The organism is Leptospira johnsonii, assembly GCF_003112675.1.
Classification (GTDB): Bacteria; Spirochaetota; Leptospiria; order Leptospirales; family Leptospiraceae; genus Leptospira_B; species Leptospira_B johnsonii.
The window spans coordinates 665,412-691,062 of sequence record NZ_BFAY01000011.1 but is presented as its reverse complement, the minus strand read 5'-3'; the positions used below and the strand labels follow the sequence as shown (position 1 = coordinate 691,062).

The following is a 25,651-nucleotide window of genomic DNA, read 5'->3' as shown; positions in this document are numbered from 1 at the left end:
TTCCGAAGGAACGAGCAAGATTTTTTTATACTTGAAAGCTCAGAAAGGAATGAACGGAATTTATAACTTTTAAATGGAAGTATAGTCCAATCATAAATAGGGAATTCGAAAGGATCTCCCGGTCCGGATTATAGAGGCTTAATTTGAGCAGACGTTTTTCTTTTCATTATGCTTGGATCGTTTTGATCATTACCTTCTTCACTTTGATCGTTGCCGCAGGAGTGCGGTCCATGCCTGGAATTCTGATCATTCCTCTCGAAAAAGAATTCGGTTGGGATAGATCCGCGATCTCTTTTGCAGTCTCTGTAAATCTTCTATTGTACGGACTTGTCGGACCATTCGCCGCAGGGCTAATGAATCGTTTTGGCATAAAACGAATTATGATATTCGCGCTCGGACTATTGATCACCGGAATTCTGCTAACAACGATTATGCGAACAAATTGGCAATTAGTAGTTCTATGGGGAGTGATGGTCGGATTCGGTTCGGGGATGGCTGCCTTAGTTTTAGGAGCCACAGTGGTCAATCGTTGGTTCGTTTCTCATAGAGGACTTCTCATGGGAATTTTAACGGCGAGCACAGCCACAGGTCAGATCATTTTTCTTCCGTTTTTGGCTTCTCTAACGGAACAAGCGGGATGGAGAAACGCAGTCTATGGGGTGGCTTCTATTATAGCGATACTTCTTCCTGCAGTATTCTTCTTAATGAAAGATTCTCCTAAACGATCCGGACTCTTACCTTATGGAGCAAAAAGTGAAGAAGAAGGGATCCTACCTGTTTCCGGAAATCCATTCATGGAGGCGATCACCGCACTTAAGGTCGGATTGAGATCTAGGAATTTTTGGATTCTTGCAGCAAGTTTTTTCGTATGCGGCGCAAGTACAAACGGACTTGTAGGGACTCACTTAGTACCTGCATGTTCGGATCACGGGATCCCGGAAGTAAGAGCCGCTGGTCTTTTGGCATTGATGGGAATTTTCGATCTGGTCGGCACAGTGGGTTCTGGTTGGCTATCGGACAGAGTGAATAACAAAATTCTGTTATTTATGTATTATGGATTGAGAGGGATCTCTTTATTATTACTGCCTCAAGCATTCGATCCAGAATCGAATAGGCTTTCTATCTTTGCAGTATTTTACGGATTAGATTGGATTGCTACCGTTCCTCCTACAGTCGCATTAACAGCTAAAATATTCGGAAGAGAAAAAGTCGGATTGATGTTCGGTTGGGTGGTCGCATTCCATCAGATCGGAGCTGCGGTTGCCGCATTTGGAGCAGGTTATATCCGCACGGTGCAGGGAGAATACGATCTTGCGTTCATATTTGCAGGAACATTATGTGTGATCACCGCGCTTGGGATCTTTGCAGTATCAACTGAGAAGGAAGAAGTAAAACTTTCCGAAACACCTGAATTCGCATCATAAAATTATAATGCAATACAGGTCATAGATCATCGTAGGATCTATTCCAGAAGTTCTACTTTTCCGGATATTGGAGTAATAGAGCGGATCTTATCTTTTTTATAATCTAATTCATATAGAGTATAATTATTATAAGGTCTATATTCCTGGTCCTTGGATTGTTTTACGAATTCAGGATCTCCTAAAAAGTAGACGGATCCGTTTTTGACCACAGGGAAACAACCTACAAACGAAGAATCGTATCTTTGTTTGGTTTTTAGATCTACGACTACTATGTTTCCCAATTTTCCGTCCGCTCTTTCTGTGAAGGACAGAACTTTTCCGTCGGGACTAAAACTGATGTTTACTTGTTCTTTGTTTTCCCTAGGCTCTTTGGACTGAGGGTTTATCGGAAAAGGGTAGAATGGATCGGAGAACTTGACCAATTCTCCAGTTAAAGAAGGAAGTTTATAAAGTCTGTTTTCCTTTTCCGTTGATATACGTACTAAAACCAGATCTTCTGCAACCGTATATACATCAGTGATCTGTAATTTCCCGCTTTCTATCCAAGCGAGTGTTTTTAATTCGGAAGTTTCTAGAGAATACTTATGGATGGGAACTCTGAGGGATTCTTCTCCATGTTCCGAATAACGTACTTCGTTGCCTATCAATACCAGATTTTTTTGATCCGGAGAAACGAAAGGTTGGTAACCCGGAAGGGATTTTATCTCCTTCTCCTTTTCGTAGTCGTATAATACTGTTTCCCATCTATCGCCATTTTTCCTGGAGAAGATCACAATGGATTTATCTTTCAAGAACCCGCTATTGCCGGGAAACGCGTCTCTAGTACCTTTGATTGTCTTAACTTTAGAGTTAGTTAAGTTTAATAGATTCAGATCTTTGGAAGTTTTAAAAAGAATATAATTCTGTTTTCTGAAAACCGGGATCCCTTTCTCTTGGGTTCCTGTATAAACCAGTCCCGTTTTTCCATTGATCGAAGAAATGGAGATCAGTCTTAAGATACCTTTGTCTTCCTGAACGGCATATACCGGACTCATAAAAGAAACAGGAGTAGGAGTGACTGAGAAGATCGGATTTTGTAAGATCGATATGATAAAGATAGATCCGAGAATTCGGAAAAGAGCAAGGTTCAGAAGTTTATTTTTTGATGTATCCTTCGCTTGCATACAGTCATTCTCCGAAAAAAACCAGGTTTCGTCAGTAAAATTTATTCGATCGAACCCGGTGAACTTCCCAAAGGGGATAAGATCAACGTTTGATCTCGAAAGTCCTAAACGTATTTTTAGCGTCTTCCCATTGGATTGTAGCTTCCGTTACTTTAGCTTTAGAAGGTCCTCTTTGAACTGCTTTGTACAAATCTTCGATAAAAACTTTGTCTCCTTCCACTACAACTTCTACTTCTCCAGTAGGAAGATTCATAGTGTAACCTTTGAGTCGATTCTCTTGCGCTCTTTGTAGCACAAAATATCTAAAACCAACTCCTTGTACGGCTCCTCGGATCCTGATTTTTGCTCTAGAATTGTTTTTTGCAGCCATTCACATTATAACTCCTAGGAGCTAAATTATACTTCCTCATTCTTCAGAAGAAGCCTTATTTACCATCCAAGAGGAGAAATCCTGCAAAAACTGCCAAAGTATTTCTTTAGATTCTTCGTCTGCTTCCCAGTCTTTTATCGCCTTACGATAACAGGAAAGCCAAACCCTTCTTGCTTTTTCATCGATCGGAAATGGAAGATGCCTAGCTCTCATTTTTGGAGGCCCGTATTTTTGAACATAATAGGGCGGACCTCCAAGAACTTGTACCATAAAGTCTGCTGACTTTACTTTGCTCTCTTCTAGATCTTCAGGAAACATCCAACGAATTTCGCTGACTGCTATTTGATCATAGAAAACGGAAACAAGTTCCCGAATGGAATCTTCTCCAACCTTTGCAAATAATTCTCTGAGGCGCGGACTGGGAGGAGGAGGTCCTCCGGGAGGAGTATAGAATGTCGCGCTCATGCTGAAGATCCCTTCTTCAGAAAATCCGAAATCTTAGGTTGGAACTCTTGGACTAGTTGTCGATACACATCTTGCTTAAACGAGACCACGGTCGAAAGGCATTCTTGGAAGGGAATGAATCTCACTCTTTCAAACTCTTGCTCATGAGCCGTTAGATTACAGTCTTCTGCTTTACCGTTCCAATATAGAAGATACCATTTTTGGGTTTGGCCTTTATACTTTTTAAGATTAGAGCTTAAATGTAGGGACTCAGGAAAATCATAATTGATCCAACTTGGATATTCATAGATGATCTTAGCGTCTTGGATGCCTACTTCTTCTAAAAGTTCTCTTTGAGCGGCAGTATTAGGATCTTCTCCATTATCTATTCCTCCTTGAGGAAACTGCCAAGAGCCTTTAAAATTGAGTCTTTCTCCTACTAAAACCTCTCCTTTAGAGTTGAAGACCACCATCCCTACGTTCTTTCTATACGGTTTGTCCATCTTAGTAGAGATTTACATCATATATTCGAGAGACAAGCCTATAAAAAAATTTGGACCTAAAGTAATATACGTTTAGTAGAAAAATATGATAAATCAATTGCGGATAGACAAAGAGAGGGCATAAGATTCTTTGGATTAATATTCCGATCTAATAGGAGGAGATGTTTCTCACGATGTCGGTCAGATATAAAATTCGCAGACCTCGAGTATTCTCAGAGAAGGATTTCGAAATTAGGGAATCCGAGATACCCGGAATCGGAATGGGATTATTCTCCAAACAAGACCTAGTCAAAGGTGATACTGTCGGATTTTATACCGGTAGGGTCCTTGACGATAAGTCGGCCAACTCCGCAAGATACTGTGAGTCCAAGTATTTACTTTGGATCTGCAAAGATCATTGGATCTATGGAGAAGGTAAAGAATCCAACTATACTCGTTATATCAATCATAGCTCTAAACCGAATGTAAGATTAGTGGTTTCTACTCGATGGAAGACTGCGAGATTCGAAGCAATGCGCAAGATCAGAGCAGGCGAGGAATTGTTCTTCGACTATGGAGACGAATACTGGATCCATCTAGATGTCTCACCTGTGGAGCAGAACTAAGTTCTGCTTAGATGCGATCAACTCCCATTTAACAACGAATAACTCGATTTTTTTCGTATAGGAAACAAAAAGTTTCAGGGATCAAAATCATTAATTTTAACCCTATTTCCTGCAAAGAGTGGATTCCCTTTAAACGATAAGGAATATTGGAACCTGGGGCGCGGTTCTGAATTTTTTATCCGACATAAAAAAAAACAGTGGAGGAACTGCCTTTATAGAAAATAAGGCGCTGCCTTATTGGACTTGGATCCTTCCGTTAATCCTGTTTCATTTCGCTTCCAAAGCCTCCTTGGCTTTCCAAGTGGATACCGGGGTCTCCATATCCTATCTTCCTATTCCTATCGGTATCGTATTATGTTTTTGGTGGGGACCGGCACGCACGTTACCCGCTATGTACGCCAACGCATTATTCACCGCCAACCTCTGGGGGCTTCACGATGTGGATAAATATCCCATTTATTGTCTTTGGGAAGTTTTGGCAGTGGGGATTTCCTGGTTCTTCTTTATTAAATGGAAAAAAGGAAAGTCTTCCTTGCCGGATTTAAGAGAGACTGTACGATTTTTACTCTGGGTTGCCTTCCCTGCTGCGATATGTAACGGATTTTTAGTCGCCGGTGGGCTTGTTCTATTTGGTGATCTTTCTCAGGATAAGTTGCTCGTATCCTCTATTCAAGGAATAGGAGCCACGTTATTCGACACATTGAGCGTTTCCGTCCCGATTCTGTTATGGGCTACTCCTTGGATGGAGCTAAAAGGTTGGGCAAGAACGGAAGGTGCCTGGGAAAAAAGAGAAACAAGTTGGGATCGAACTAGACTCAGAAATTTAAAGCCCAAAAGGATTATAGAGATCCTATCAGTATTCTTACTCTGCGGTGTTTTCGGTGCGATCATTCCTTCCTTAGAATACTGGTTCGTATTTGCGTTATTCGTTCTTTGGGCCTCCTTGAGATACGGGATCACTATGGCGTTGATCGCTAATATCTGGGTACAAATGGTGACCTTCGTATTTCCGGTCCTATTTGGACGTTCAGAACATTACCAATGGTTTAAGGACGATAAAGAACTTATCTTTTTATTGAACTTGGGGATCTTATGCGTAGTCGCTTTGATCACGGGAAGGGCTACAAGTGATTCCAGAAAAGAGCTACAAAAAAGAAGAAGGATAGAAGGTAAACTTCTACAGAGCCGAGAACAATACCGAAAATTTTTCGAAGAAAATCTTTCCGCGAATTTTATCACAGACCCTTCCGGAAATATTTTAGCTGCCAATTCTTCATTCCTAAAAATGTTCGGTTTCGAGTCCCAAGCAGAAGTTTCTCTGAAAAATTTTGCGGATCTTTTTCCTTCTTATGATGATTATTCCTTTTTCTTACAGAAGATACAGATCAATTCCAGATTAGAGACCCACGAAGAATTTTTTCAGGAAAAGAATGGATTACCCATCCATACCACGGGAAATTATTTCGCTACATTCAATAAGTCGGGAAGTATAGATTCTATCCGAGGATATCTAATGGACGATACTCTTCGTCGTAAGTTAGAAGACCAACTTATAGAATCGAAAAAATTAGAAACGATCGGAACTTTGGCGGGCGGGATCGCTCACGATTTTAATAATATTCTTCAGATCATTTCCGGGTATGCGACTAGAATGCAACTGGAATCTTCCAAATTCGCTTCTTTATTGGACATGTCACGTTCTATCAATGCGGCTGCAGGAAGAGGAGCGATCATAGTTCGGAGACTTCTTTCCTTAGCTAGAAAAGGAGGCGGCGGATTTAGAACGATCTTTGTCGACCAGCTGGTAAATGAAACGGTTGATCTTTTGGTCCCTACATTCTCCGAAAAAATAAAATTCAAAAAAGACTGCAAAGAAGGACTTCCTACAATCTTGGGAGATTATTCTCAATTGGAGCAGGTGCTTATTAATCTATGTCTAAATGCAAGAGATGCACTTTCAGATGGAGGAGAGATCTCAATCCGTGCGTTTGGTGTGCAAGGATCAAGTATTAGGGAATCGTTCCCTCTTTCAGAACCAGCAGAATATCTTTGTATCGAGATTTCGGATAACGGAGAAGGAATGAGCGAAGAAACCAAAAAAAGGATCTTCGAGCCGTTCTTCACTACGAAGACCAAGAACCAAGGAAGTGGTCTTGGAATGTCCATGGTCTATGGGATCATGCAAAACCATGAGGGAATGGTACAGGTCAGTTCCCAATTGGGAATAGGCACAAGCATACGATTATTCTTTCCTGTGGCAAAGACCAAGGCTTCTCAATTTATAGAAAGTTCCGCAAAAGATCCTCAAACCTCTACAGGTATTATTCTAGTAGTCGAAGAATCCACGTATTTATCGGAAATCCTACAGGACCAAATGTTGGCCTTGGGATTTAGAGTGATCGGAGCGGAAAGCGCGAAAAAGGCGCATGAAATATTAAACAAATTCAAATCTTCTGTGGCATTGATCGTCATCGATCTGGATCTTGAAAATCTTTCTTCCTTGGAATTTTTGGAAACCATCAAAAAAGAATGTCCTGAGTTGAAAATTTTTGTCTCAGGAACTGATTTCGGAAATGAAACCAAGGAAAAACTTTCCGTACTCGGAATTAACGACCTTCTGGAAAAACCCTATAAGATCAGGGACCTGATCGAATACTTTTACACGAAAAGTTTCTAAAATTAAGCTGCCCTTTCTTTTACTCTAGCATTCTTAAAGAAAAATGCAAAGCCCTGCACCAGATCATAGATCGCAGGTAACTGAGCCAAAGAAATCCCTACATCCCCATGAGAGATCAAAGGTGTTAGCACCAATTTGGATTTTTTACGAGGAAGATTATCTTTTAAGATCATGGCTTCTTTCGCAGGGACCACATTGTCTCCCAAACCATGAACAATAGAAACATGACAATCTAATAAATGTAATTTATCCTTAACTTGCAATTCTTGCAAAAAGGAACTTTGAGATCCTGCGTTTGACACGATCTCTTTCCAGATTTTTTCCCTAAAACTTTTATCTTCTCTGAGCTTGAAGAATACTTCTTTGTTTTCAGCGCTGATATTTTCCAAAACTGTGGGGAGCTCCAAGTTCTCTCTGGAAAAACTTCCATCCAAAACGCAAGCTTTTAATGCAAATTCCAACTCTTGGTTGTCGGACTTAAGAGCATACTTTACGAAATTATAAAGTAGGATCATTCTTCCATACTCGTCTCCCTCGTCTGAGGTCATCACGTAATCCAAAGTGGATTGAACATCGCAATACGCGCCGATGGTAAGAATGGAGGAAATGTTTTTTCCTACTTCGGGATCCGATGCTGCGATCAGTCCCATACTTCCAGAAAAAGAAGGAGCGATATAAGAAAGTTTTTGGTCCGGGCAATATTCTTTATTAGAAGAAATGTGAAGGATCAGTTCTTTTATTTTTTCGACAGTCTCTTTTCGAATGTGGAACTGTGTAACTTCTACCAATAAAGGAGAAATTACGGTATAGCCGACTGCCGCTGCGGATCTGCAAACTGCCGCGAATCTTGGGTCCTTATTTCCCAAGTAGGCCAATCCATTTACTGCTAAAATAGTCCCGCAGGATTTTCCTTTCGGAGTGTAAAGGATCGCGGGAATTTCAAATTGATCCGTTCTAACTATGATCTCTTGTTCTGAGACTTTTGGCGGAGTCGGTAATTGGCAATGAAGAGCGAATTTAGCCGCTTTCCAGAAATATTTCATCTTTGTATCCAAACCCGAACTCGTTAAGATCGGATAACAATTCAATGACGATTTGAAAAGTAGGGCGACTCACTCGCTAGCTCGTGATCGCGCTCTACGCTCCAATCCGCTTCGCGGGATTTCCGCTACGATCGCTGTCGCATAGTAAATCAATATATTACCTCGGAACCAAGAATCCACGTTCTGCGCCCATCCATCCTATCTGGCTAGTAACCAATATTCCGCAAACCAATCGATCAAACTGGCAAATTCTACTTTGCAGGCCCTTTCCTGAATTCTATTCTCCGAGAAAAAAATCACATTAGGGCATTCGAATGAAAAAAGAGAAAAGAATCAGAACCAAAATTTTGCCTGAGGACAATCCGGCCTTAAGCAAGGAGGAGATCCGGCTCCTTCTGAACGCATCGAGAACACACGAAAATCATTATCTATGGTTTCGTATGCTGTATTCTTTCGGGCTCCAACTTTCCGAATTGGTCTCCCTGAGAGTGGAAGACTTGGATTGGTCTCATCATAAAATATTGATCCATCATTCCCAAACCTTAAACCCCAGGAGTCCGTCCATTCCCCTTTCTTTAAGAAGGGATCTTTGGTTTATTTCCCAGGGAAAACAGGGGGAGGACTTTTTGTTTTCCGGTAGGATGGGCAAACTTCGTCCCAGGACCGTTCAAAAAATGTTTTCTAAGCTAGAAGAAATGACGGGTCTTCCGATTTCCGTTTTTAGGCTCAGGAGAAGTTTGGCTTCTCACCTGATCGAGGCGGGCTGGGACCTGGAAAGTATCCAGGAACAATTGGGGCTATCTTCCCAAAAATCCCTGAGAGACTTGCTCGGAAAGAAACCGAAAAACGCTCCGAGCAAGATATTTCCATTGGAGGAAATTAACGGGTCGGCGGCATAATATTCCAAATTTAGGATTTTCCAACTATGAGAGAATAGAGGGGATGGGAAAAAATTCTTGTAAAACCCCATTTCCTCACTAATTTAGTCAATGGCGAACTTTCCGTTCCTCTTTTTGTATCAAAAAAAGGAAATTTTCTTTGTCGGAATATGATCTTATGGATCGTCGCTCGGAGCCTAGCTTGGAAATTAAAACTAAAAAAGTAGGGAAACATACCCTAGTTCAATTGGATGGCAGGCTGGATATCACTCATTCGGACGAGGTAGAGGCAAAACTTCTAGACGATGTCCAAGCCGGAACTGGTGATATAATCATTAACTTGCAAAATATTTCTTATATATCTTCTTCCGGGATCAGGATCTTTGTAGGAATGGTCCGGGAACTCGAAAAGCAGAATAGAAAACTCAAACTCTGCAATATCACTCCTAATGTTAAAAAAGTTTTCGATGTTGTGGAATTGTTGGATCTTTTCGAAGTCTACGAAACCGAACAAGAAGCATTAGCTACATTAAAATAATAAACCGGGGGCGCTTTTTATAATGGGTTCCCCCACTAGTACAGAAGACCGATCTTCCGAAATTTACGGACTCATCGGTCTTTTCTTTTTATCCATATTATCCCTATTAGTATTTAGGATCTCCGGGTTGGAATTCCCACCGGTATGGCCTGACGAGGTCTTATTCTATTCTCCTTCCCTAGACTTTGCGAAGAATGGACTATTCCGCACGGAAGTATTAGAAGGTTTAGTAAAGGGAATGGAAACCAAAACACTTTGGATGCCTCCCGTCTTCTTTTTGTTAAACGGTTGGGTTCTAAAATACGGGGGAGAAGGTCTCGAAGTCCTAAGATTATTCGCTGCGATCTTGTCAGTTGCGAGCGTATGGATATTTTGGTTCATACTAAAAACATTCGATTACTCTCCGATTGCAAGACTTGGAGCTTCCTTACTTCTATTCACAGATTTATTGTTCTTAAGAGTAGGTTGGACCGCGAGAATGGAAGCGCTCTGTTTATTTTGGGCACTTCTATCTTTACTAGTACTTGCAAGAAAAGCCAGATGGAAAGGAGAAGTTCCTCTCCAACAATACGAAGCTTTCTTGTCAGGATCCTTTTTAGGGATCTCATTTTTATCACATCCATTCGGCGCAATCTTCGGAGTGCCTGCATTACTCTTGATCCACCAAGCAAAAGCTTGGAAGGTTTGGATGTTTTGGTTGGGTGGAGCATTGCCTATCTTGGCCTGGGGAATATGGATCCATCCTGATTGGGAAATTTTTTTCTACCAATTCGGAGCTCAGTTCGGACGTAAAAAAGATCTATTCCAGTCCTTCTCTCCGATCACAAAGATCAAAGTATTATTAGGCGGTTATGAATCTCCGGGGCTGAGATTATTCTTTTATTTGGCTCTGGCTTACGGGTTATGGGTGGTACGAGGAGAAATTAAGGATAAACCTAAGTCCGCATTCTTCTTCTCCGCTTGGACAGTTTCGATCTTATTCTTTTTGATCTTATCCACAGAATACTATTACGTAATGTATTTGTGTATTCCTTTGTCCGCTTTGGGAGGATTCTTTTTCGAAAGAATTCGAAGCAGAAGAGTGCAGTTTATCGCTGCTATATTAGTATTTTCCAATATAGCAATTTTGGTGAATGCTTATAAAAGAATAGGGTTCGGAAATCCTGAATTCGATCTAAAGGATAGGTTTTACGAGGTTTTAGGTCCTGAACTAAAAGGTTCTAAAAAGATGTATCTACAAACAATCCCGGATCCCTATTTTCATATCCGAAAAGAATATCCGAATCTGAAGGTATTGGAGTTTATCCCAGGTGAACTTCCTATCCCGAAAGAGGATTTTATCCAAACTCTGGACTCTATAGATACGTTCGTATTTTCAGACCGTCAAAAAAGGAATGAATTCGTGCAGGCGTATTTAGAAGAGAATTCTTCCAAGTTCCGAAAATTCAAAATTACTGCAGAACCTTCTACACTCAGAAAAGTAGCAAATGTAGAAGCAGAAGTATATCGCAGAAGATAATTAAACTTTTCCGTTGTCTTTGATCTTTTTCAAAAGGTTCCGATTCGCTTCCTGTCTTAGGATTGCATTTTCGTATCTTCTGATCTCAATATCCGATTCAGGTTTAATTTTGGGAATGGGGCAAGGCTTCTTATTCTCATCTAAGGCCACGAATGTGAGGTAAGCGGTTGTAGCGCGGGTCACAAGCCCAGTATAAGGATTTTCCTTAGAAACCTGGACACCGATCTCCAAAGAAGTCCTTCCTGCATAATTAGCGGAAGCCTTCAGGATCACATGATCCCCCAAAGAGATCGGTTCCATAAAATTCAGCTTATCCACACTTGCGGTGACAGCTTCTCTTCCACAATGTCTTTGCGCCACCATCACTGCGATCAAGTCTATCCAGGACATTAAGGTCCCTCCGAAGAGGGTACCATAATGGTTGGTATGGTCAGGCATAACTATATGCCTGGTTTCCGCAGCGGATTGTTTCGGTGATTTGATAATTTCTTCCGACATCTATGACTTAGACGAACAATCCTAGTATTACGTTCTTATAATTGGCATTGAAGGATAAAATCGTTGAATACCTGAGCGATATAAACTCTTTCCTTATAGGTAAGCGCTGTACTTCCCGCAGAGATCAATTCACCTGAGTTAGAAAAAATTTCTAGGATTGAATCGTCCGGAGAAATACTAAATATTTTAGTAGGAGAATGAGATTCCGCATTGCTCGCATGTTTCAGGAATTTCATCACAGAAGGATGGGTAACAGTGAAAATATTCCCTTTTTCGTCTATCTCCAGATTGTCCGGCCCACTTCCAAGCAGGATCGATTTAGGTTCTCCTAATTTGATTTTTCCGTTCTCTCTCTTGATATCGAATTTTAGAACAGTCCCTTCGTTAAAGGAAGATCTATATAATATTTCTTTTCCGTCCGGTCTTTTTACGTAAAGGATCCCATTTCCCAAGGAAACTGGATTTCCTAAGGAAGACCAGGATTTGCCGTCAAAGTACGCGATCTCGGAACGTTTCATTCTAAAAAGATCATGGAATAAATAGAGCATAAATCCACCTTCACCATGATCGTTCGAAACAAAAATTTCGTTTTCGGAAGCGACTGAAAGATCGTTAGGACTAGTGACCAAAGGATCTTGTAGAGTCTGGACATGTTTCCATTTTCCAGCTTTGGACTTCGCGGAAGGTTTTTCCGTTCTTTCGAAAACTTCGATAGAATGTTCTTTGTATAAAGCGATATGAGAGATCACATACAGTCTATATTTTCCATTTTGGTTCAGAAGACTGATCCCGTGGGGTCTAAAGTTTTTAGGATACTCTACTTCCAATAATTTGGGTTCGAGTGGAGAAGAATTCAGATCCAAAAAGTAGATCTTTCCTTCTTGGTCTTTGATCCTTCTTTCGTGGGAAGATACATAAAGAAGTCCGGCGTCCCTATCAATTGCCAAATCTTCCGGGCCTGGCATTCCGGAAATTTTAGAGCAGCCTTTTAAGGGGATATCTTTGATATCGCCGGAACAATTACTGAAAACTAAGCCTAAAACGGCAAATATTAAGGGTAGAATGGAAACTCGCATGGGGGCCAAGGATCTGCCCTAAAACCGGCACTGGCAACCAGATTCAAAGTTCGCGGATGAATTTTATTCTTGCATTTTTTGTGCAGTGCATAAAAATGGAGTTAAAAAGGAATAGCAGGGCATGGACAACCAAAAACTAAACGATATAATCAATGCCGGGATTGGGGCCGTCCAGACTTCGAAAGAGATTTTCGATAAACTTCTCCAGGATCTAAACGACGGAAAGGAGAAGGTGGAGCAGAGATTCGACGAACTCAAAGCCCAGGGAGAGAAAGACCTGAGCGAGAATGCGTTAAAATTCAAAGTTCCTCTGGCTTGGGGAATCGTTAAAATAGAAGAGATTCGCGAGAATATCTTAAAACAATTTTTAAAGAAATGATGGGCGAATTTTTCCCCTGGGATAGGAAACGATCATGTTTCGATTTTCAGAGGGAAAGAATTCCGCTCTAGGCTGCTTTTTACTCTTTCAACTATCTTCTCTTTTCTTTTTTACTCCTTTACATTCTCAAAATTTTTCTTCTAAAACCATAACACCTAACTCAGACGAGTTGATCCTCGTGACTGAGGTAAGTTCCGGTGGGCCAAGATCCGAAAAGGTATACGGTTCCTCCGAATTTCTGAAAAGGGAATATTCTCCTGCTTCTACCTTTAAAACCTACCTAGTTCTGTCTTTACTCGAGAATCATAGCATCGATCCGAAAGAAAAGATAGAATGCTCAGACAAACATATCAAGGATTCTCCGAGGCTTTTAGATCTGAGAGATGCGCTGTTTTATTCTTCCAATGATTATTTCGAAAAAGTGTTTTCTAAGTTAGGAAAGGAAAAACTGGATCTTACACTACGCAAGATCGGTTATTTAGAAAATTTTAAATCGAAAGTAAGTGGAGAGGATTGGTGGATCGATCTTGTCGGCTTAAAACATGGCGGTAAGATCAGATTAACTCCTAAGAAAATACATTCTTCTTGGACAAAAATTTTTGAGAATGCTTACAAGCTTCCTAAAGACATTGTGGAAGAATGGAGAAAGACTCTTTTCTGGTCTGAATGCCCTGAAAGAGAGGCTAACGTGTATGGTAAGACTGGATCTTGGGAAGGAAACTTTTGGTTCCAAGGAGCTTTGCTAAGATCTGAAAACGATTATGTCATATACACGATCTTGAATAGAAGTAAATCGGGCTCCAGAACTGGAACGATCCAAAGATTTTATGAATTAACTAGATGTAAGGTTCCGAGTTTGGAATGAAGAGATACTGAAAAGAGGACTTTCGGAGTGACTGGACTTGAACCAGCGACCCCTTCCCCCCCAGAGAAGTGCGCTACCACTGCGCTACACCCCGGTCCTCAGTTGTATAATTTTTTGAGACCGATTCCTCTGTAAACAGGTTTTTAAGAGCTAGGCTGTCGATACGAGTTCGATCAGCAAAGAAAGTCAGGAGATACAAACCAGATGATCTGTCCTCCTTGGAATTTCTCTCTAGGAATATTCACTGCAAGTGCAGAACCAGGAGTGAATAGAAAAGATTTTCCTACTCCTGAAATTCCCAAAAGAGTTTCGGCAAAAGAACTTACGTCTGGGCTATGGCCCACTAAAAGGATGGCATCCGAATTGGAATTGTCTTTGAGGAGAGGACAGATCCTGAAGTAATCTTCTCCAGGAAGAAGATATTCTGCGGATTCGGTTTCTAACTCTGGCTTTAGGATCTTGGTATAAATTTCCGCACTTGCTTTGGTGCGAACATATGGGCTATGATAGATCTTTTTGATCTTAAATCCGGTCTGAAAGAACCGTGCCATCTTTTCGATATCTGTGATCCCTTTAGGAGTGAGCACCCTGGAGGAATCTTTGCCGTCTTCTGAATGGGGATCGGCTTCCCCATGTCGAGCTATGATAATCTTCATAGAATAAATGTAGAATTGTGCGTACGTGTTCTAATAAAAAGGATTGCTTCGAGAAGCAATGGAACTATCGTCTCCGGCACTTGGTCTAAGGATTTTTGAATGCCTCAATTTGCAATTGAAATAGAGCACCTACGCAAATTTTATCCGAAAGTAAAAGCATTACAAGGAATTGATCTAAAAATTCCTCAAGGCGGGATTTTCGGTCTTCTCGGCCAGAATGGTGCCGGCAAAACTACATTGGTCCGTATTCTACTTGGGTTTTCCAAACAGACCGAAGGTTACTGTAAAGTTTTGGGTTTGGAACCTTCTCCGCATGCTAGAACTAAGATCGGTTATCTTCCGGAAAGAATGGCGGTCCCTACTTATTTGAGTGGGAGAGAATTTTTAGAAGCGAGTTTCAAACTTGCGTTGGTACCTTCTTCCATTGCAAAAAAGAAAAGTAACGAGTTCTTAGAAAAGTTGGGATTGGCAGAAGCTGCTGATCGAAAGATTTCCACTTACTCCAAGGGCATGCTCCAAAGATTAGGGCTTGCAAATGCGCTTGGCGCAGAACCTGAACTTTTACTTTTAGATGAGCCTGGCACCGGTTTGGATCCAGCAGGTTATAAAGAATTTAGAGAATTAATTTTAGAAGAGAATCAAAAAAGAGGGGTCACCATTCTGATCAACTCTCATCGCTTGTTGGAAGTGGAACAGATCTGCACTGAGATTGGTATCCTTCATAAAGGAAACCTAATGGCCCAGGGCAAGTTGGACGAATTAAAACAAGGCAAGGATAGGATACGTATTCGATTGGAATCCGCGCCTGAATCATATTTGGAAGAGATCTCTTTGGAACATAAGATAGATGGAAAAACATGGGAAATACGTCCTAAGCCTGAAGTAGATCTGAAAAAACTTCCTGCGATTTTAGTGGAGAAGGGAGCGGAAATTTTCCTCTACGAAAGAAAGACCGAATCTTTGGAAGATGTATTCTTTAGACTTACACAAGGTTCCGGCGAAAATGGAGGATCGAATTGAGTTCTCAGACCGATTTCAAATTTTTTATCTCCTCCGCGTTTCGCCAGATCGGCACCTTGCTTCGGCTAACGTTCATCCAAGTTCTGAGACGTAAGGCAATCTTCTTTTATTTTTCTCTGCTTGGCTTTTTTCTATTGGGAGAATGGACCTGTACTACTTCAGTAGGAGGAGAGACCAGTCACGGTGTTTCTTCCTATATGTATTTTATCCTAACTTCTTTTTGGAGTCTTGTCTTTTTAGTGATACTGACTTCGGACCTTCTCCGCCAAGACATGGATTCTCAGGTCCATACTCTTTGGTTGAGTCGTCCAGTGGATCCGTTTGCCTATGTGGGAAGTAAAGGACTCACTTTACTCATATGCGTAGTAATGTTCGTGCTTCTGGCTTTTGGGATCAGCTCTTGGTTCTCTTTGGAAATTCCTTGGGAGTTCCTTTGGTATCAAGGAACCATGATGTTGGTGTATTCGTTTTTTGTTCTATTGGTTCTTTTGATAACTCTATTCTCGAACCAATCCCTTGCGATTGTGAGTTCTCTTGGCCTCATTCTTTTAAGCTGTATTTTGGATTTTGTAGCCTATAACCAAAATATAGATATGTCTGAGGAAGCGAGCGATATCAAAAAATTCGTTCTAAAAACGGTCTACTGGGTTCTGCCCCAGGTCGGGACTGTTTTTTATCATTCTTTCGCACTTTTTCTGGGGAAGGCAGATCCTAAAAATTTCTACGGACCTTATTCTTTCGTCCAAGTAGGAGTATGGATCGTCATTTTAAAATCCACTCTTTGGTGGAGCACGCGGCACAAAGAGATTTAGGCCCTCGGGCGTTTGTGGAATTTAATCTAGGGTTGACAAAACCTGCTCAGCAGTAGGATATAGCAGGCCCTTCCGCCGAGCGAAAATGAATATAAATTGGTACCATTTCGAAAAGGAAGGATACTATCTGAGCGTTCGGAACGTAAACGAACGCATTGAAAAGCTAAATCCTCTCTATATCCGTTTTACCACCTTGAACAAAAGTGTGGATAAACTAATTAGCGTTCTTTTGGACAGGTACCTGGTCTATTTGGATGCGATCTCCCTCAAAGAATCCGTTTTTTCTATCTTAAGAGAAAGTGCCATGAATGCTGTTAAGGCAAATTCCAAGCGTATCTTTTTCGCCGAAAACAATCTGAATATTTCCAATCCGGACGATTATGTACGAGGGATGGCAAATTTCAAAAAGGAAATGATCAAGGACAAGGAACGATATGCAGCCTTGTTGGAAAAAGTGAAATTCCATTGTTTGATCACTCTTGCATTCAATCGAACCAGTTTCTTGATGAGAGTCTCGAATAACGCTCCCATCATTCCGGAGGAACTAAAACGAGTAGAGAACAGGATCGGTAAGAGTAAAGAATACAACGACTTGGGAGAGGTTTTCGCAGACCACGCGGATGACTCCGAAGGAGCAGGTCTTGGACTTGCAATGTCCCTTCTGATGTTAAAGAACGAAGGGATAGCTGCTGATTCTTATAAATTAAAGGCAGAAGGCGGGATCACTTCCGCTTATATCAAAATTCCGTTGGACTTCAAACATCGAAATGTTTCTTACCAACGTACTGTGGAAATTATCGCAGAGATAGATAAACTTCCCACATTCCCTGAAAACCTAAATCAGATCATGAGTCTGATAAATAAGCCTGATTCTTCTATACAACAGATCACCGAACAAGTCGGAAGGGACGTTTCTTTATCTACGAATATTTTAAAACTCGCCAATTCGGCTTCTTTTGCACAAGGAAGAAAGGTGGAAACATTAGAGGATGCGATCAAGCTGATCGGTCTATCAGAATTAAATAATATTCTCTTGAGCTTAGGAACTAAAAAGATCCTGGAAGAGAGATACAAAGAATTCGAACATATTTGGGAGATGTCCAGTCTTTCCGCTTATATATGCAGAAGATTAGGAGAAAGAATGGGATGGAAAAAGACATTCCTGACCAATCTGGTTTGTGCCGCACTTCTTCATAATATAGGACTTGTACTTTTACTTTCTTTAGAAGGGGATACGATTGAGAAGTTAACCGATATCTCCGGCAAAAAACTTTTACCTTCTACCTTAGGGCTCGAAGAAGCAGCCTTAGGTATCACTCATACTTCTTTAGGAGGTATGATCTGTGAAAAATGGAATTTTTCGGATACGATCAAGGTCGCTGCGGAATACCATCATAGACCATTGATGGCAAAAAAGGAATCCAGAGATGTTGTATTCGCGGTATATCTATCAGATTGGATCATAGATTGTCTGGATGGAAAAGCGGATCCGGCAGCCATTCACTGGGAAGTCTTACAACATTTCGGTTTCAAAAAAGACGAAGAATGGTTGGAGTTCGGTAAGAAGGTCATAGAAGAATACAAAGCCTTTCAGAAATATTCCAGCTGATCCTTTTCTTCTCAAAAAAAACTTTACAACTTATATTTCGCCCGAAAGTCTAAGTACAAGTTAGCATATGATTGCCTGATTGTTTACAACCTTTTCCTCAAAGGACCCTCGTATCACGGGGGAGTTACATGATATAGTCTTACGACGACCTATGCATATAGGTTTGGGCAAAATAAATGGATCAAAAACCATCTTTGAATTTATCCGTATGGGATGCGGATAGAGAAAAAGAATTTATCAAAATTTCAGAGGACCTAGGGATCTCCGATCCGATCTCTGCAAGGATTATCGGAGAACAAGGACAAGAGTTTCGACTCGAACTAGGAAATACAAAAGAAGAAGGTACCGGAACTTTAACCGGAGCACTTCGTTTTAATGCGGATTCTAGTTTGGATCTCCCGGTTGCAGGAGATTGGGTGCTAGTCACAAAACTAAGCGGAGAAGAATATCTTATCCACAAGGTTCTTCCTAGAAGAAGTTTACTCGTACGAAAAGTCAAAGGAGAAACTTTAAAACCGGATCCTATCTGTGCGAATATGGATCGGATCTTTCTTTTACAAGGTTTGGACGGGGACTTCCAACCAAGAAGATTGGAAAGGACTCTGGTGCAGATCTGGGAAAGTAAAGCGACACCTGTAGTTGTACTCACCAAGAAGGATCTGTATTCGGACAGAGAGGAAGAACTTAAGGAAAAGATCGACATCGTCCGAAAGTCTTGTCCTGGAGTGGAAGTATTTTCAGTTTCCAATCATAAACAAGAAGGTTTGGAAGAATTGGAAATGTTTTGGAAAGACGGATCCACTTCCGCCTTTATAGGATCTTCCGGAGTCGGTAAATCTTCTCTTCTCAATTTGTTGATCGGAGAAAGGATCAGATCCGTAAACGAAGTAAGAGAATCGGATTCCAAAGGAAGACATACAACTACGAATAGATGGATGTTTCGTTTGGAATCCGGCGCTTGGATATTGGATACTCCAGGTATGAGGGAGATCCAACTTTGGTCTGACGGTTCCGGATTAGAAGAAACCTTTCCTGAAATTTTCGAAGCGGCTTCTAATTGTAGATTCCAAGATTGTTCGCATATAAGCGAACCTGATTGTGGAGTGAAGAACGCGATAGAGTCGGGTAAAATTTCGGAAGAAAGATTTAAAAGTTATCTGAAACTTAAAAGAGAATTAGAAAGGACTGCGAATTTGAGCGCTCCTAACTCGGTTGAATTCAGGGAACAAAAAGCGAAGTGGAAATCCATCCACAAAGAACAAAAAAGAATGCAACAACAACGGGACCGAGAAAGGTATCGTTAGTTTTGAAAAGAGCAGGGGAGATTTTCCTCTGCTCTTTTTAATCGATCCGAAAAAGATCCACAACCTTATAAAAGTCTTCCGCTTTCAATTCTTCCGGTCTTTTATCTAAGGAGATTCCTGCGGACTCTAGACATTCTTTCAATTTAGATCTTAGATCTTCTTGGGAGATCTTGAGAGGAAGACCGTTCGGATAAAAAGAATCCAAGGGAGCTTCTTTGATAGAAGAACCTATCTTTTTTCTTTTTCCCCAAAATAAGACTCTGCATAAAATTTCCAAAACTTGGTAAGACTCTTTTTTGGGAAATCTTCTGTTCGAAACGAATGTAAGAACGCTTGAATCGATATTGGGAGAAGGATAAAAACATCCCGCCTTGATGGTCTTTTTACTTTGGAATTTTCCATATGCTCCCGCGTAGATAGAGAGAGAAGAGATTTCCTTAGTGATCCTTTGAGCGAATTCTTTTTGGACTAAAAAGACTGCTCCCAATAAATTCGGAAGTTTTTCCAAAGAAAGAAGGATAAGTTCGGAAGTGATATAATAGGGTAGATTACCGAATAAAAAACTGCTAATATTCTCCTGGTTAGATAATGTATCTCTTGCGTCTCCTAAAACGATCTCCGTTCCTGGAAGAAACTCATTTAACCATTTATAATATACTGGATCGATCTCGTATAATCTCAGTTTTTTTCCGAGTCCGTATAGAATATGGGAAAGCGCGCCTAAGCCCGGGCCGATCTCCAAGATCAGTTCCGATCTTTCTAAAAGTTCGGGTGCCGCGCTGGAGAATAAAGTTTTCACAGCGTTTGGATCTATTAGAAAGTTTTGTCCCCATTTTTTGAGCGGAGCAGAAGATCTTTCGGACAGGAATTCCCGGATTACATTTGGTTTATAAAACGGGTATTCCGGGGAGTTCATCACTTCCAATAAACTTCCAACCGGGAGCGATTCCAAGCTGTTTTCTAAATCGATTCCATTCTCTTGGATCTTCTTTGATCCCGAATCTTGGAAGGATCAGTATGATCCCTTCTCCTTTTTTTGTCCGGTTGGCCAAACTAAGAAGTGAATCTTTTCCTACTTCGAATCGGATCAGTTTTTGGCCAGGATCAGGTAGATGGAATTCCCCGAGTCTAGGAATTAAGGTCCATTTTTCAAAACCTGAAATCTTTGGTTTTTCTTTTCCTCCGTATTTAAGAGATAGATTTTGATTTCTTTTCAAACATTCAGAGATCCAGTCCAGGCAGGATTCATGTTCTATATAGATCTCGTTTAGGGATTTCGAATTTCCACAGAATCTTTCCGGATCTTTGCCTAAAGACTTATACAGAATTTTGGGACTATACTTACATTTTCCTGCGAGAACTAATCTATTTTTTTCTTGGATCAAAAAGGTGAAACGATCTCCAAAAAATACATCAGGAAGTCGGATCCATGTGGAAGAAGTTGCCAATAGAAATTGAAATCCGCAGCAAATGCAAAATCCCAGAATCCAGATCTTTTTGAGAAGCGCGGTTCTAAGGGTCTTATTCTTAATAGAATTAGAGAGATCTAATTTGGAATTTTCATTTTTGTTAGAAGGGATCAATTTCCAGAGAAATAAAAAGCTTAAGAATAAGAACCAAATCCCTAAACCGAAAAACTTTGTATTTCCTCTATAATGGTGTATCCAATTCCAATTCGATTCTCCCCAATAGAGAGTGGTTCTTTCCAAAATTTCCAAAAGGAATAAGACGATCTGCCAGATTGGTTGAGCGATTATGGATAGATACATTGCTTCCAATACTAAAGAAAAAAATAATAGAGGAAGTAAGATCCCACAGACCGGAACTAAGATCAGGTTTAAGCCAAGAGACCCGAAACTATAGGTTCCAAAATAATAAATTAATGATGGTAAAGTGCCTATCCCTGCGGATAAGGAAACTAAAAGGTTTTCTCTCCAAAATCCTAGAAATCGGCGTAAGATCGTTTTGTCTTCCGAGATTGAAGGTAAACATTTTTGAAAACAGGGAAGTAAAAGTAGGATCCCGGAAACTGCGCCGAAAGAAAGTAAAAAAGAAACTCCGAAAGAGCGGACAGGATCCCAGAGATAAACTAACCCCGCGGAAGAGATCAATAGATCAGCCGGTTTAGACTTTCTAAAAAACAAAGATTGTAACAGTATCCAGGTGGAAAATATCCAAGCTCTTGCAAGCGAGATAGGAAAAGCTAGACAGACTAAATACAATAATCCGAACAGAACTGGGAGTATTCTAGGAATATAATATCCTAAAAAAGGAATTCGTTTTAAGATTGCGAACATACATCCGATCAAAATTCCCAGGTGCAGGCCTGAGGCCGCGAATAAATGTAAAATTCCTCCTTCTTTAGCATTTTTCTTAAATTCTTTGTCTAGACCTTTTGCATCTCCTAAAACCAGACCTATGGAAATTTCCCTGGCTCTATCTTCTATCTTTGCCCTATCCAAAGTTTGGTTGATCTTTTGGGAGAATTCTTTTTTCCAAGAGCTGGATTCTTCTAAAAAAGGAGCGGATCTTTTTGTATAGTCAGAGATAGCCAAAACAAAGAATAGAATTACCCCCCAGGAAAAGCAGGTGATCTTTTTATTAGAGAAGAATAAAAGAGAATAGAATATTATACTAATTGAATGTACTGCTGTCCAGACCAGGACAATATTGGGAAAGAAAACATCTAAGAATAAAGTGGATAGAAGTCCAAGAACTAGATAGGAAAATAAGGAGGAAGGGATCCAGTCCTGGTAGTTTTGTTCCAAGTATTCGCCCATACGAATACCTGTTTTGGAAAATTAGGATTGTGCGCGGAATTCGTATTCCGCGGCAAATTTTAATATTAAGCCGAAACTTTAGAAATTCCGATCCCGAGTTTTTCCCTTACTTTATCCAAGATCTGAGAAGAAGCCGCTCTTGCTTTATCGGATCCTTTTTTCATGACGGATCTTACATAGGTAGGGTCCGCCGCGATCTTCTCTCTTTCTTTTCGGTAAGGTCCGAAATAATCTAAGATCGTTTCTAATAATGCTTTTTTGAGATCTCCATAACCAGTTCCTGGATTCGTAAATCTGGATTGTAGATCTTTTTTACCGGATTCATCTAAGAAAAGAGAATGGATCGAGTATATTATACTTTTCTCATAATCCTTAGATTCGTCTACTCCGGCAGAATCTGTGAGAATTCCCATTACGGATTTTTTCAACTTCTTCTCATCATCGAAAAAGTTGATCGTATTTCCGTAAGACTTGGACATTTTTGCACCGTCTACCCCTGGAACGATCGCAGTCTCTTCGTCGATTTCAGGTTCGGGAAGTTTGAAAGTTTCTCCGTATTGTGAGTTGAACTTCTCAGCAATATCTCGTGCATATTCCAAATGTTGTTTTTGGTCTTTTCCTACCGGCACCTTATCGCTATTAAAGGCGAGAATGTCCGCAGCCATTAACACGGGATAAAAGAAAAGACCTCCGCTTGGAACGATTCCCTTTGCGACCTTGTCCTTATAAGAATGTGCTAATTCCAATTTAGGAACTGTAATGGACATGCTCAGATACCAGGTGAGTTCTGTAACCTCTGGAACTTCTGATTGGATCCAGAAAGCACATTTGTTCGGATCAATTCCTAAGGCTAAAAAATCACAAACAGCATCATAAGTATTTTCTGTTTGGCTCTTTGCGGAGCTAAAAGTAGTCAAAGCATGTAGATCGGCCACAAAACAGAATAGATCTGACTTGTTTTGATAATCGACTAACTTGCGTATAACGGAGAAGTAATTTCCTAAATGTAATTTACCAGAAGGTTGTACTCCGGTCAGTATCCTCATTGTTCCTCCGAGGAAGCGAATCGGTTTTGTGGATCGTCGAAAGTTTTTCCGGAAAGACGTTCATACTCTGCTTTTAATGCACTGAGTTCTGAATCTATCTTTCTATGAGCGGTCAGTTTGTTTACGGTAAACTTGTCTTTATAAATGACCGCGTAGTTAAATAATAGCTGGGCCATATCCACAAAAACATATTCCAAGGTTTTGCCGTTCAAACGGTTCCCGGAAACCATCGTAGAATCGTAATATGGTATGAATCTGTGAAGAACTTTCACTTCTTCGAGTACTTTTTCTTTAGAAGCAAGTACTCTTTCGTTCAACTGTCCCTTGGCTTCGTAGTCTTTTGCCAATAGATGGTTTTCTACCAATACGTTGATCTTCTCTGCAAATTTTCCCATGAAGGCCGAAGCCTCTGCAAGTAATCTTAATAAGTTTACTGTGATCTGATCTTCTACAGATCCGCCGGAAGTGTTTTGGTTAAAATTGGAGAAGGTATACTGGAAGCTTGGATACTTCTTATTAAATGCATCCAATTGTCTCAGAAGATTATTGATCTCTTCTATCTCCGCTTTAAATAGCCCTGGTTGGGTTACCAACACGTCCCTATTATGGTTTTTAGTCCCGATCTTGACAGTTCCCTCCAGAAGCGGGGTATAGCAAGACTGAAAGTCGCGGAGAAGTATATGGATTAGCTTATGAGGCATTCCCTTATAAGAGGATTTGAACGCCGCAGAGTTCATATTCTCCGGCATATGATGAGCGAAATAATCGTCCACAACCCCGTTCAAAAAATCGAATGAGATCTTTCCATTATCGTCTATTTTGAAATAACGTTGTCTTAGACCGTGAAGTTCCTCTTTCTTGTTCATCCTGGTCAGAATATCATCTGACAATTTGATCAATGTTGTTTCGACTTCTTTGGTGATGTCCGGAGATCCTTGGAATTTGGTCTCATTAATCGGAGGAACATTCAAAGAATCTAATATTTCTTCCCAAGTGATCACCTTTTTATTGGAAACCACATAGAATGCGCGGATCGCATCGGTAAGTTTAGGTCTTCCGTTTTCCAGATTTAAACCGTAATTCAATCCGGAGATGATGGAAGGAAGTTTTACAGATAATTTTTCGTCCTTCTTCACGAGGTCGGGAACGTGACCAAGAATAATATCTCTTGCATCGTTTCTGGAAAGATGACGAGCATAATACATCTGCATCTTCAAAGATCTGTTCAAAAAGATCTCCGGAGAAATTTCGTCTATGAAGAGTGAATCTAAGGAGATGAAGTTATTGAAGAATTTATTAAAATTCAATACCACATTATAAACCAAAGGTCTCCAATGTCTCCAACCTTGGCTTTCTGCGAGTCGGAGAGCCTGCAAAGTAGAAATGATCTGGTCTTCTTTTAATGCTTTGAATAACCTTTCGACAGAAGGAGCGATCTTGGAATTTCTTCCTAAGAAACCGACCTCTACTGTTCCGGTATCTTTTGCAAATTTCGTAATATTCGCATTTCCGCCGAAAAGATTTGCGAGGAATCCTAAACCAGGCCCGGCATCGGGTTGTTTTTTTACTAGCTTAGGTGTAGTTTTGGAAGAAGCAGAAGAAGACTGACTTGATTTGGAAGATTTGTCTTCTTCTTCAGGTCTTTTACCTGATTCTTCTTTTTTCTTTTGTTCGAACTCTTCGTCGACTTTTTTCATCAAGTCGATACGAATGAATATGTCGTTCGATTTTTGAATTACGTCGTCTATCTTTTGTTGATGTTCCGGAGAACGTGTCTTTCGATAGAGGTCAGCGAAGACCTTATGGGCGTCTGTGCGAGAAGTAGACAAACTTATTCCCTCTCGTTAAGCGGGTTCTCCACAATTTGCGCGTTTGCAGGTGCTCCGAAATTGAAGAGAGACGCAGGTAAACCTATACCGGTTTGGACTCCGGAAAAACTTACGGAGGTATATTCTCCGGTGGATCTGCTCTTCATTCTGAGGGAACGAGGAGTATTATCCGGACCCAAGGTGACTACGATCTCTTCGTAAGTCCTGGTCGCGGATTTTAGTCGAAGTGAACCTCCCACTGGAGTTACTTCTTCATATCCGGAGAGTAGGCCGGCCATTCCCCCGGTCATACCTTTCACGTCTTGTTTTCCTACAATTCCTCTGGAAGGGGAATAAAACCAAAGATAACGTCCGTTGGAGGCGATAACCCTTCCGTCGGAAAATTTTACATGGATATGATTTGGTTTTTGATAAGAGAGAGTTCCGGTGAGTTCGTTATTGATCGTAATACTCGCCCGAAAACTAGAAATCTCGGCCATCTTTCCGATGACGCCGCTTAACCTTTCCTTGCCAGGATCGGATAAAATAGAAGTGCCGCAGACCAGTAGAGCTGCGGCACCCAAAAAGGATAAGATACCCTTGGATGAAGCCATAATCGTTCCTACTATGGCTT

General features: G+C 40.7%; 25 protein-coding genes and 1 tRNA gene. 12 read left to right on the top strand and 14 right to left on the bottom strand.

Annotated elements, in window-relative coordinates:
- The first annotated feature begins 143 nt into the window (after positions 1-143).
- Positions 144-1,424 (top strand): MFS transporter, encoded by a 1,281-nt coding sequence (locus LPTSP_RS12150; protein WP_108928997.1) that lies wholly within the window; start codon positions 144-146, stop codon positions 1,422-1,424.
- 38 nt (positions 1,425-1,462) lie between these two features.
- Here the strand turns inward: LPTSP_RS12150 and LPTSP_RS12145 are convergent, their stop codons facing one another.
- From LPTSP_RS12145 to LPTSP_RS12130, 4 genes are all read right to left on the bottom strand, one after another.
- Positions 1,463-2,587 carry a TolB-like translocation protein gene (locus tag LPTSP_RS12145; RefSeq protein WP_108928996.1) on the bottom strand — a complete coding sequence of 375 codons (1,125 nt, stop codon included), beginning with the start codon at positions 2,585-2,587 and terminating at the stop codon, positions 1,463-1,465.
- Between the two features lie 82 nt (positions 2,588-2,669).
- Positions 2,670-2,957 (bottom strand): acylphosphatase, encoded by a 288-nt coding sequence (locus tag LPTSP_RS12140; protein ID WP_108928995.1) that lies wholly within the window; start codon positions 2,955-2,957, stop codon positions 2,670-2,672.
- Positions 2,958-2,993: 36 nt separating this feature from the next.
- Positions 2,994-3,422, bottom strand: a complete 429-nt coding sequence (locus tag LPTSP_RS12135; protein ID WP_108928994.1) for a globin domain-containing protein — start codon at positions 3,420-3,422, stop codon at positions 2,994-2,996.
- Positions 3,419-3,904, bottom strand: a complete 486-nt coding sequence (locus LPTSP_RS12130) for an RNA pyrophosphohydrolase (RefSeq protein WP_108928993.1) — start codon at positions 3,902-3,904, stop codon at positions 3,419-3,421. Before LPTSP_RS12130 ends, LPTSP_RS12135 begins: the two co-directional genes overlap by 4 nt.
- A gap of 173 nt (positions 3,905-4,077) precedes the next feature.
- On the opposite strand from LPTSP_RS12130, the gene LPTSP_RS12125 reads away from it, so the two are divergent.
- Positions 4,078-4,509: an SET domain-containing protein gene (locus LPTSP_RS12125; protein ID WP_108928992.1), complete on the top strand. Its 432-nt coding sequence runs from the start codon at positions 4,078-4,080 to the stop codon at positions 4,507-4,509.
- Positions 4,510-4,798: 289 nt separating this feature from the next.
- Positions 4,799-7,186 (top strand): ATP-binding protein, encoded by a 2,388-nt coding sequence (locus tag LPTSP_RS12120; RefSeq protein ID WP_245915559.1) that lies wholly within the window; start codon positions 4,799-4,801, stop codon positions 7,184-7,186.
- Between the two features lie 2 nt (positions 7,187-7,188).
- Here LPTSP_RS12120 and LPTSP_RS12115 read toward each other — a convergent pair whose 3' ends face one another.
- Entirely contained in the window at positions 7,189-8,229 is a 1,041-nt protein-coding gene (locus tag LPTSP_RS12115; protein ID WP_108928991.1) for an alpha/beta hydrolase, read from the bottom strand.
- Between the two features lie 314 nt (positions 8,230-8,543).
- Between LPTSP_RS12115 and LPTSP_RS12110 the strand changes: the two genes are divergently transcribed.
- The 3 genes from LPTSP_RS12110 to LPTSP_RS12100 all read left to right on the top strand — a co-directional run bounded on the left by LPTSP_RS12110 (position 8,544) and on the right by LPTSP_RS12100 (position 11,164).
- On the top strand, positions 8,544-9,128 hold the full coding sequence (locus tag LPTSP_RS12110; RefSeq protein ID WP_108928990.1) for a tyrosine-type recombinase/integrase: 585 nt from the start codon (positions 8,544-8,546) through the stop codon (positions 9,126-9,128).
- Between the two features lie 181 nt (positions 9,129-9,309).
- Positions 9,310-9,645, top strand: a complete 336-nt coding sequence (locus LPTSP_RS12105; RefSeq protein ID WP_008596352.1) for an STAS domain-containing protein — start codon at positions 9,310-9,312, stop codon at positions 9,643-9,645.
- Positions 9,646-9,667: 22 nt separating this feature from the next.
- Entirely contained in the window at positions 9,668-11,164 is a 1,497-nt protein-coding gene (locus LPTSP_RS12100) for an ArnT family glycosyltransferase (protein ID WP_108928989.1), read from the top strand.
- Here the strand turns inward: LPTSP_RS12100 and LPTSP_RS12095 are convergent, their stop codons facing one another.
- Both LPTSP_RS12095 and LPTSP_RS12090 read right to left on the bottom strand, forming a co-directional pair.
- Positions 11,165-11,662, bottom strand: a complete 498-nt coding sequence (locus LPTSP_RS12095; RefSeq protein WP_108928988.1) for an acyl-CoA thioesterase — start codon at positions 11,660-11,662, stop codon at positions 11,165-11,167.
- A gap of 35 nt (positions 11,663-11,697) precedes the next feature.
- Positions 11,698-12,738: an SMP-30/gluconolactonase/LRE family protein gene (locus tag LPTSP_RS12090; protein WP_108928987.1), complete on the bottom strand. Its 1,041-nt coding sequence runs from the start codon at positions 12,736-12,738 to the stop codon at positions 11,698-11,700.
- 121 nt (positions 12,739-12,859) lie between these two features.
- On the opposite strand from LPTSP_RS12090, the gene LPTSP_RS12085 reads away from it, so the two are divergent.
- Complete coding sequence (locus LPTSP_RS12085) at positions 12,860-13,117, top strand: LIMLP_16025 family protein (RefSeq protein WP_020769310.1); 258 nt, start codon at positions 12,860-12,862, stop codon at positions 13,115-13,117.
- A 34-nt stretch (positions 13,118-13,151) separates the two neighbouring features.
- The gene (locus LPTSP_RS12080) at positions 13,152-13,982 is read left to right on the top strand and encodes a penicillin-binding transpeptidase domain-containing protein (protein ID WP_108928986.1); all 831 of its coding nucleotides are present in this window, start codon (positions 13,152-13,154) and stop codon (positions 13,980-13,982) included.
- A gap of 22 nt (positions 13,983-14,004) precedes the next feature.
- Here LPTSP_RS12080 and LPTSP_RS12075 read toward each other — a convergent pair.
- Positions 14,005-14,076, bottom strand: a tRNA-Pro gene (locus LPTSP_RS12075).
- Positions 14,077-14,155: 79 nt separating this feature from the next.
- A complete protein-coding gene (gene sixA / locus LPTSP_RS12070; protein ID WP_100767264.1) occupies positions 14,156-14,638 on the bottom strand; it encodes a phosphohistidine phosphatase SixA in 483 nt (160 codons plus the stop codon).
- A gap of 99 nt (positions 14,639-14,737) precedes the next feature.
- On the opposite strand from sixA, the gene LPTSP_RS12065 reads away from it, so the two are divergent.
- The 4 genes from LPTSP_RS12065 to rsgA all read left to right on the top strand — a co-directional run bounded on the left by LPTSP_RS12065 (position 14,738) and on the right by rsgA (position 19,383).
- Complete coding sequence (locus LPTSP_RS12065) at positions 14,738-15,658, top strand: ABC transporter ATP-binding protein (RefSeq protein WP_108928985.1); 921 nt, start codon at positions 14,738-14,740, stop codon at positions 15,656-15,658.
- Positions 15,655-16,470, top strand: coding sequence for an ABC transporter permease (locus LPTSP_RS12060; protein ID WP_108928984.1), 816 nt, complete (start codon positions 15,655-15,657; stop codon positions 16,468-16,470). Before LPTSP_RS12065 ends, LPTSP_RS12060 begins: the two co-directional genes overlap by 4 nt.
- A gap of 85 nt (positions 16,471-16,555) precedes the next feature.
- On the top strand, positions 16,556-18,079 hold the full coding sequence (locus LPTSP_RS12055; protein ID WP_108928983.1) for an HDOD domain-containing protein: 1,524 nt from the start codon (positions 16,556-16,558) through the stop codon (positions 18,077-18,079).
- Between the two features lie 176 nt (positions 18,080-18,255).
- The gene (rsgA, locus tag LPTSP_RS12050) at positions 18,256-19,383 is read left to right on the top strand and encodes a ribosome small subunit-dependent GTPase A (RefSeq protein WP_108928982.1); all 1,128 of its coding nucleotides are present in this window, start codon (positions 18,256-18,258) and stop codon (positions 19,381-19,383) included.
- A 37-nt stretch (positions 19,384-19,420) separates the two neighbouring features.
- Here rsgA and rsmA read toward each other — a convergent pair whose 3' ends face one another.
- The 5 genes from rsmA to LPTSP_RS12025 form a co-directional block, all read right to left on the bottom strand.
- Positions 19,421-20,299, bottom strand: a complete 879-nt coding sequence (gene rsmA / locus LPTSP_RS12045; RefSeq protein WP_167396433.1) for a 16S rRNA (adenine(1518)-N(6)/adenine(1519)-N(6))-dimethyltransferase RsmA — start codon at positions 20,297-20,299, stop codon at positions 19,421-19,423.
- A complete protein-coding gene (locus tag LPTSP_RS12040; protein ID WP_108928980.1) occupies positions 20,271-22,163 on the bottom strand; it encodes a ComEC/Rec2 family competence protein in 1,893 nt (630 codons plus the stop codon). Before LPTSP_RS12040 ends, rsmA begins: the two co-directional genes overlap by 29 nt.
- A gap of 65 nt (positions 22,164-22,228) precedes the next feature.
- Positions 22,229-23,209: a tryptophan--tRNA ligase gene (trpS, locus tag LPTSP_RS12035; protein ID WP_108928979.1), complete on the bottom strand. Its 981-nt coding sequence runs from the start codon at positions 23,207-23,209 to the stop codon at positions 22,229-22,231.
- Positions 23,206-25,044: a hypothetical protein gene (locus LPTSP_RS12030; protein WP_439957022.1), complete on the bottom strand. Its 1,839-nt coding sequence runs from the start codon at positions 25,042-25,044 to the stop codon at positions 23,206-23,208. The genes trpS and LPTSP_RS12030 overlap by 4 nt, the downstream gene beginning before the upstream one ends.
- Positions 25,041-25,631 carry a LolA family protein gene (locus LPTSP_RS12025; protein WP_008594884.1) on the bottom strand — a complete coding sequence of 197 codons (591 nt, stop codon included), beginning with the start codon at positions 25,629-25,631 and terminating at the stop codon, positions 25,041-25,043. Before LPTSP_RS12025 ends, LPTSP_RS12030 begins: the two co-directional genes overlap by 4 nt.
- Between the last annotated feature and the right edge of the window lie 20 nt (positions 25,632-25,651).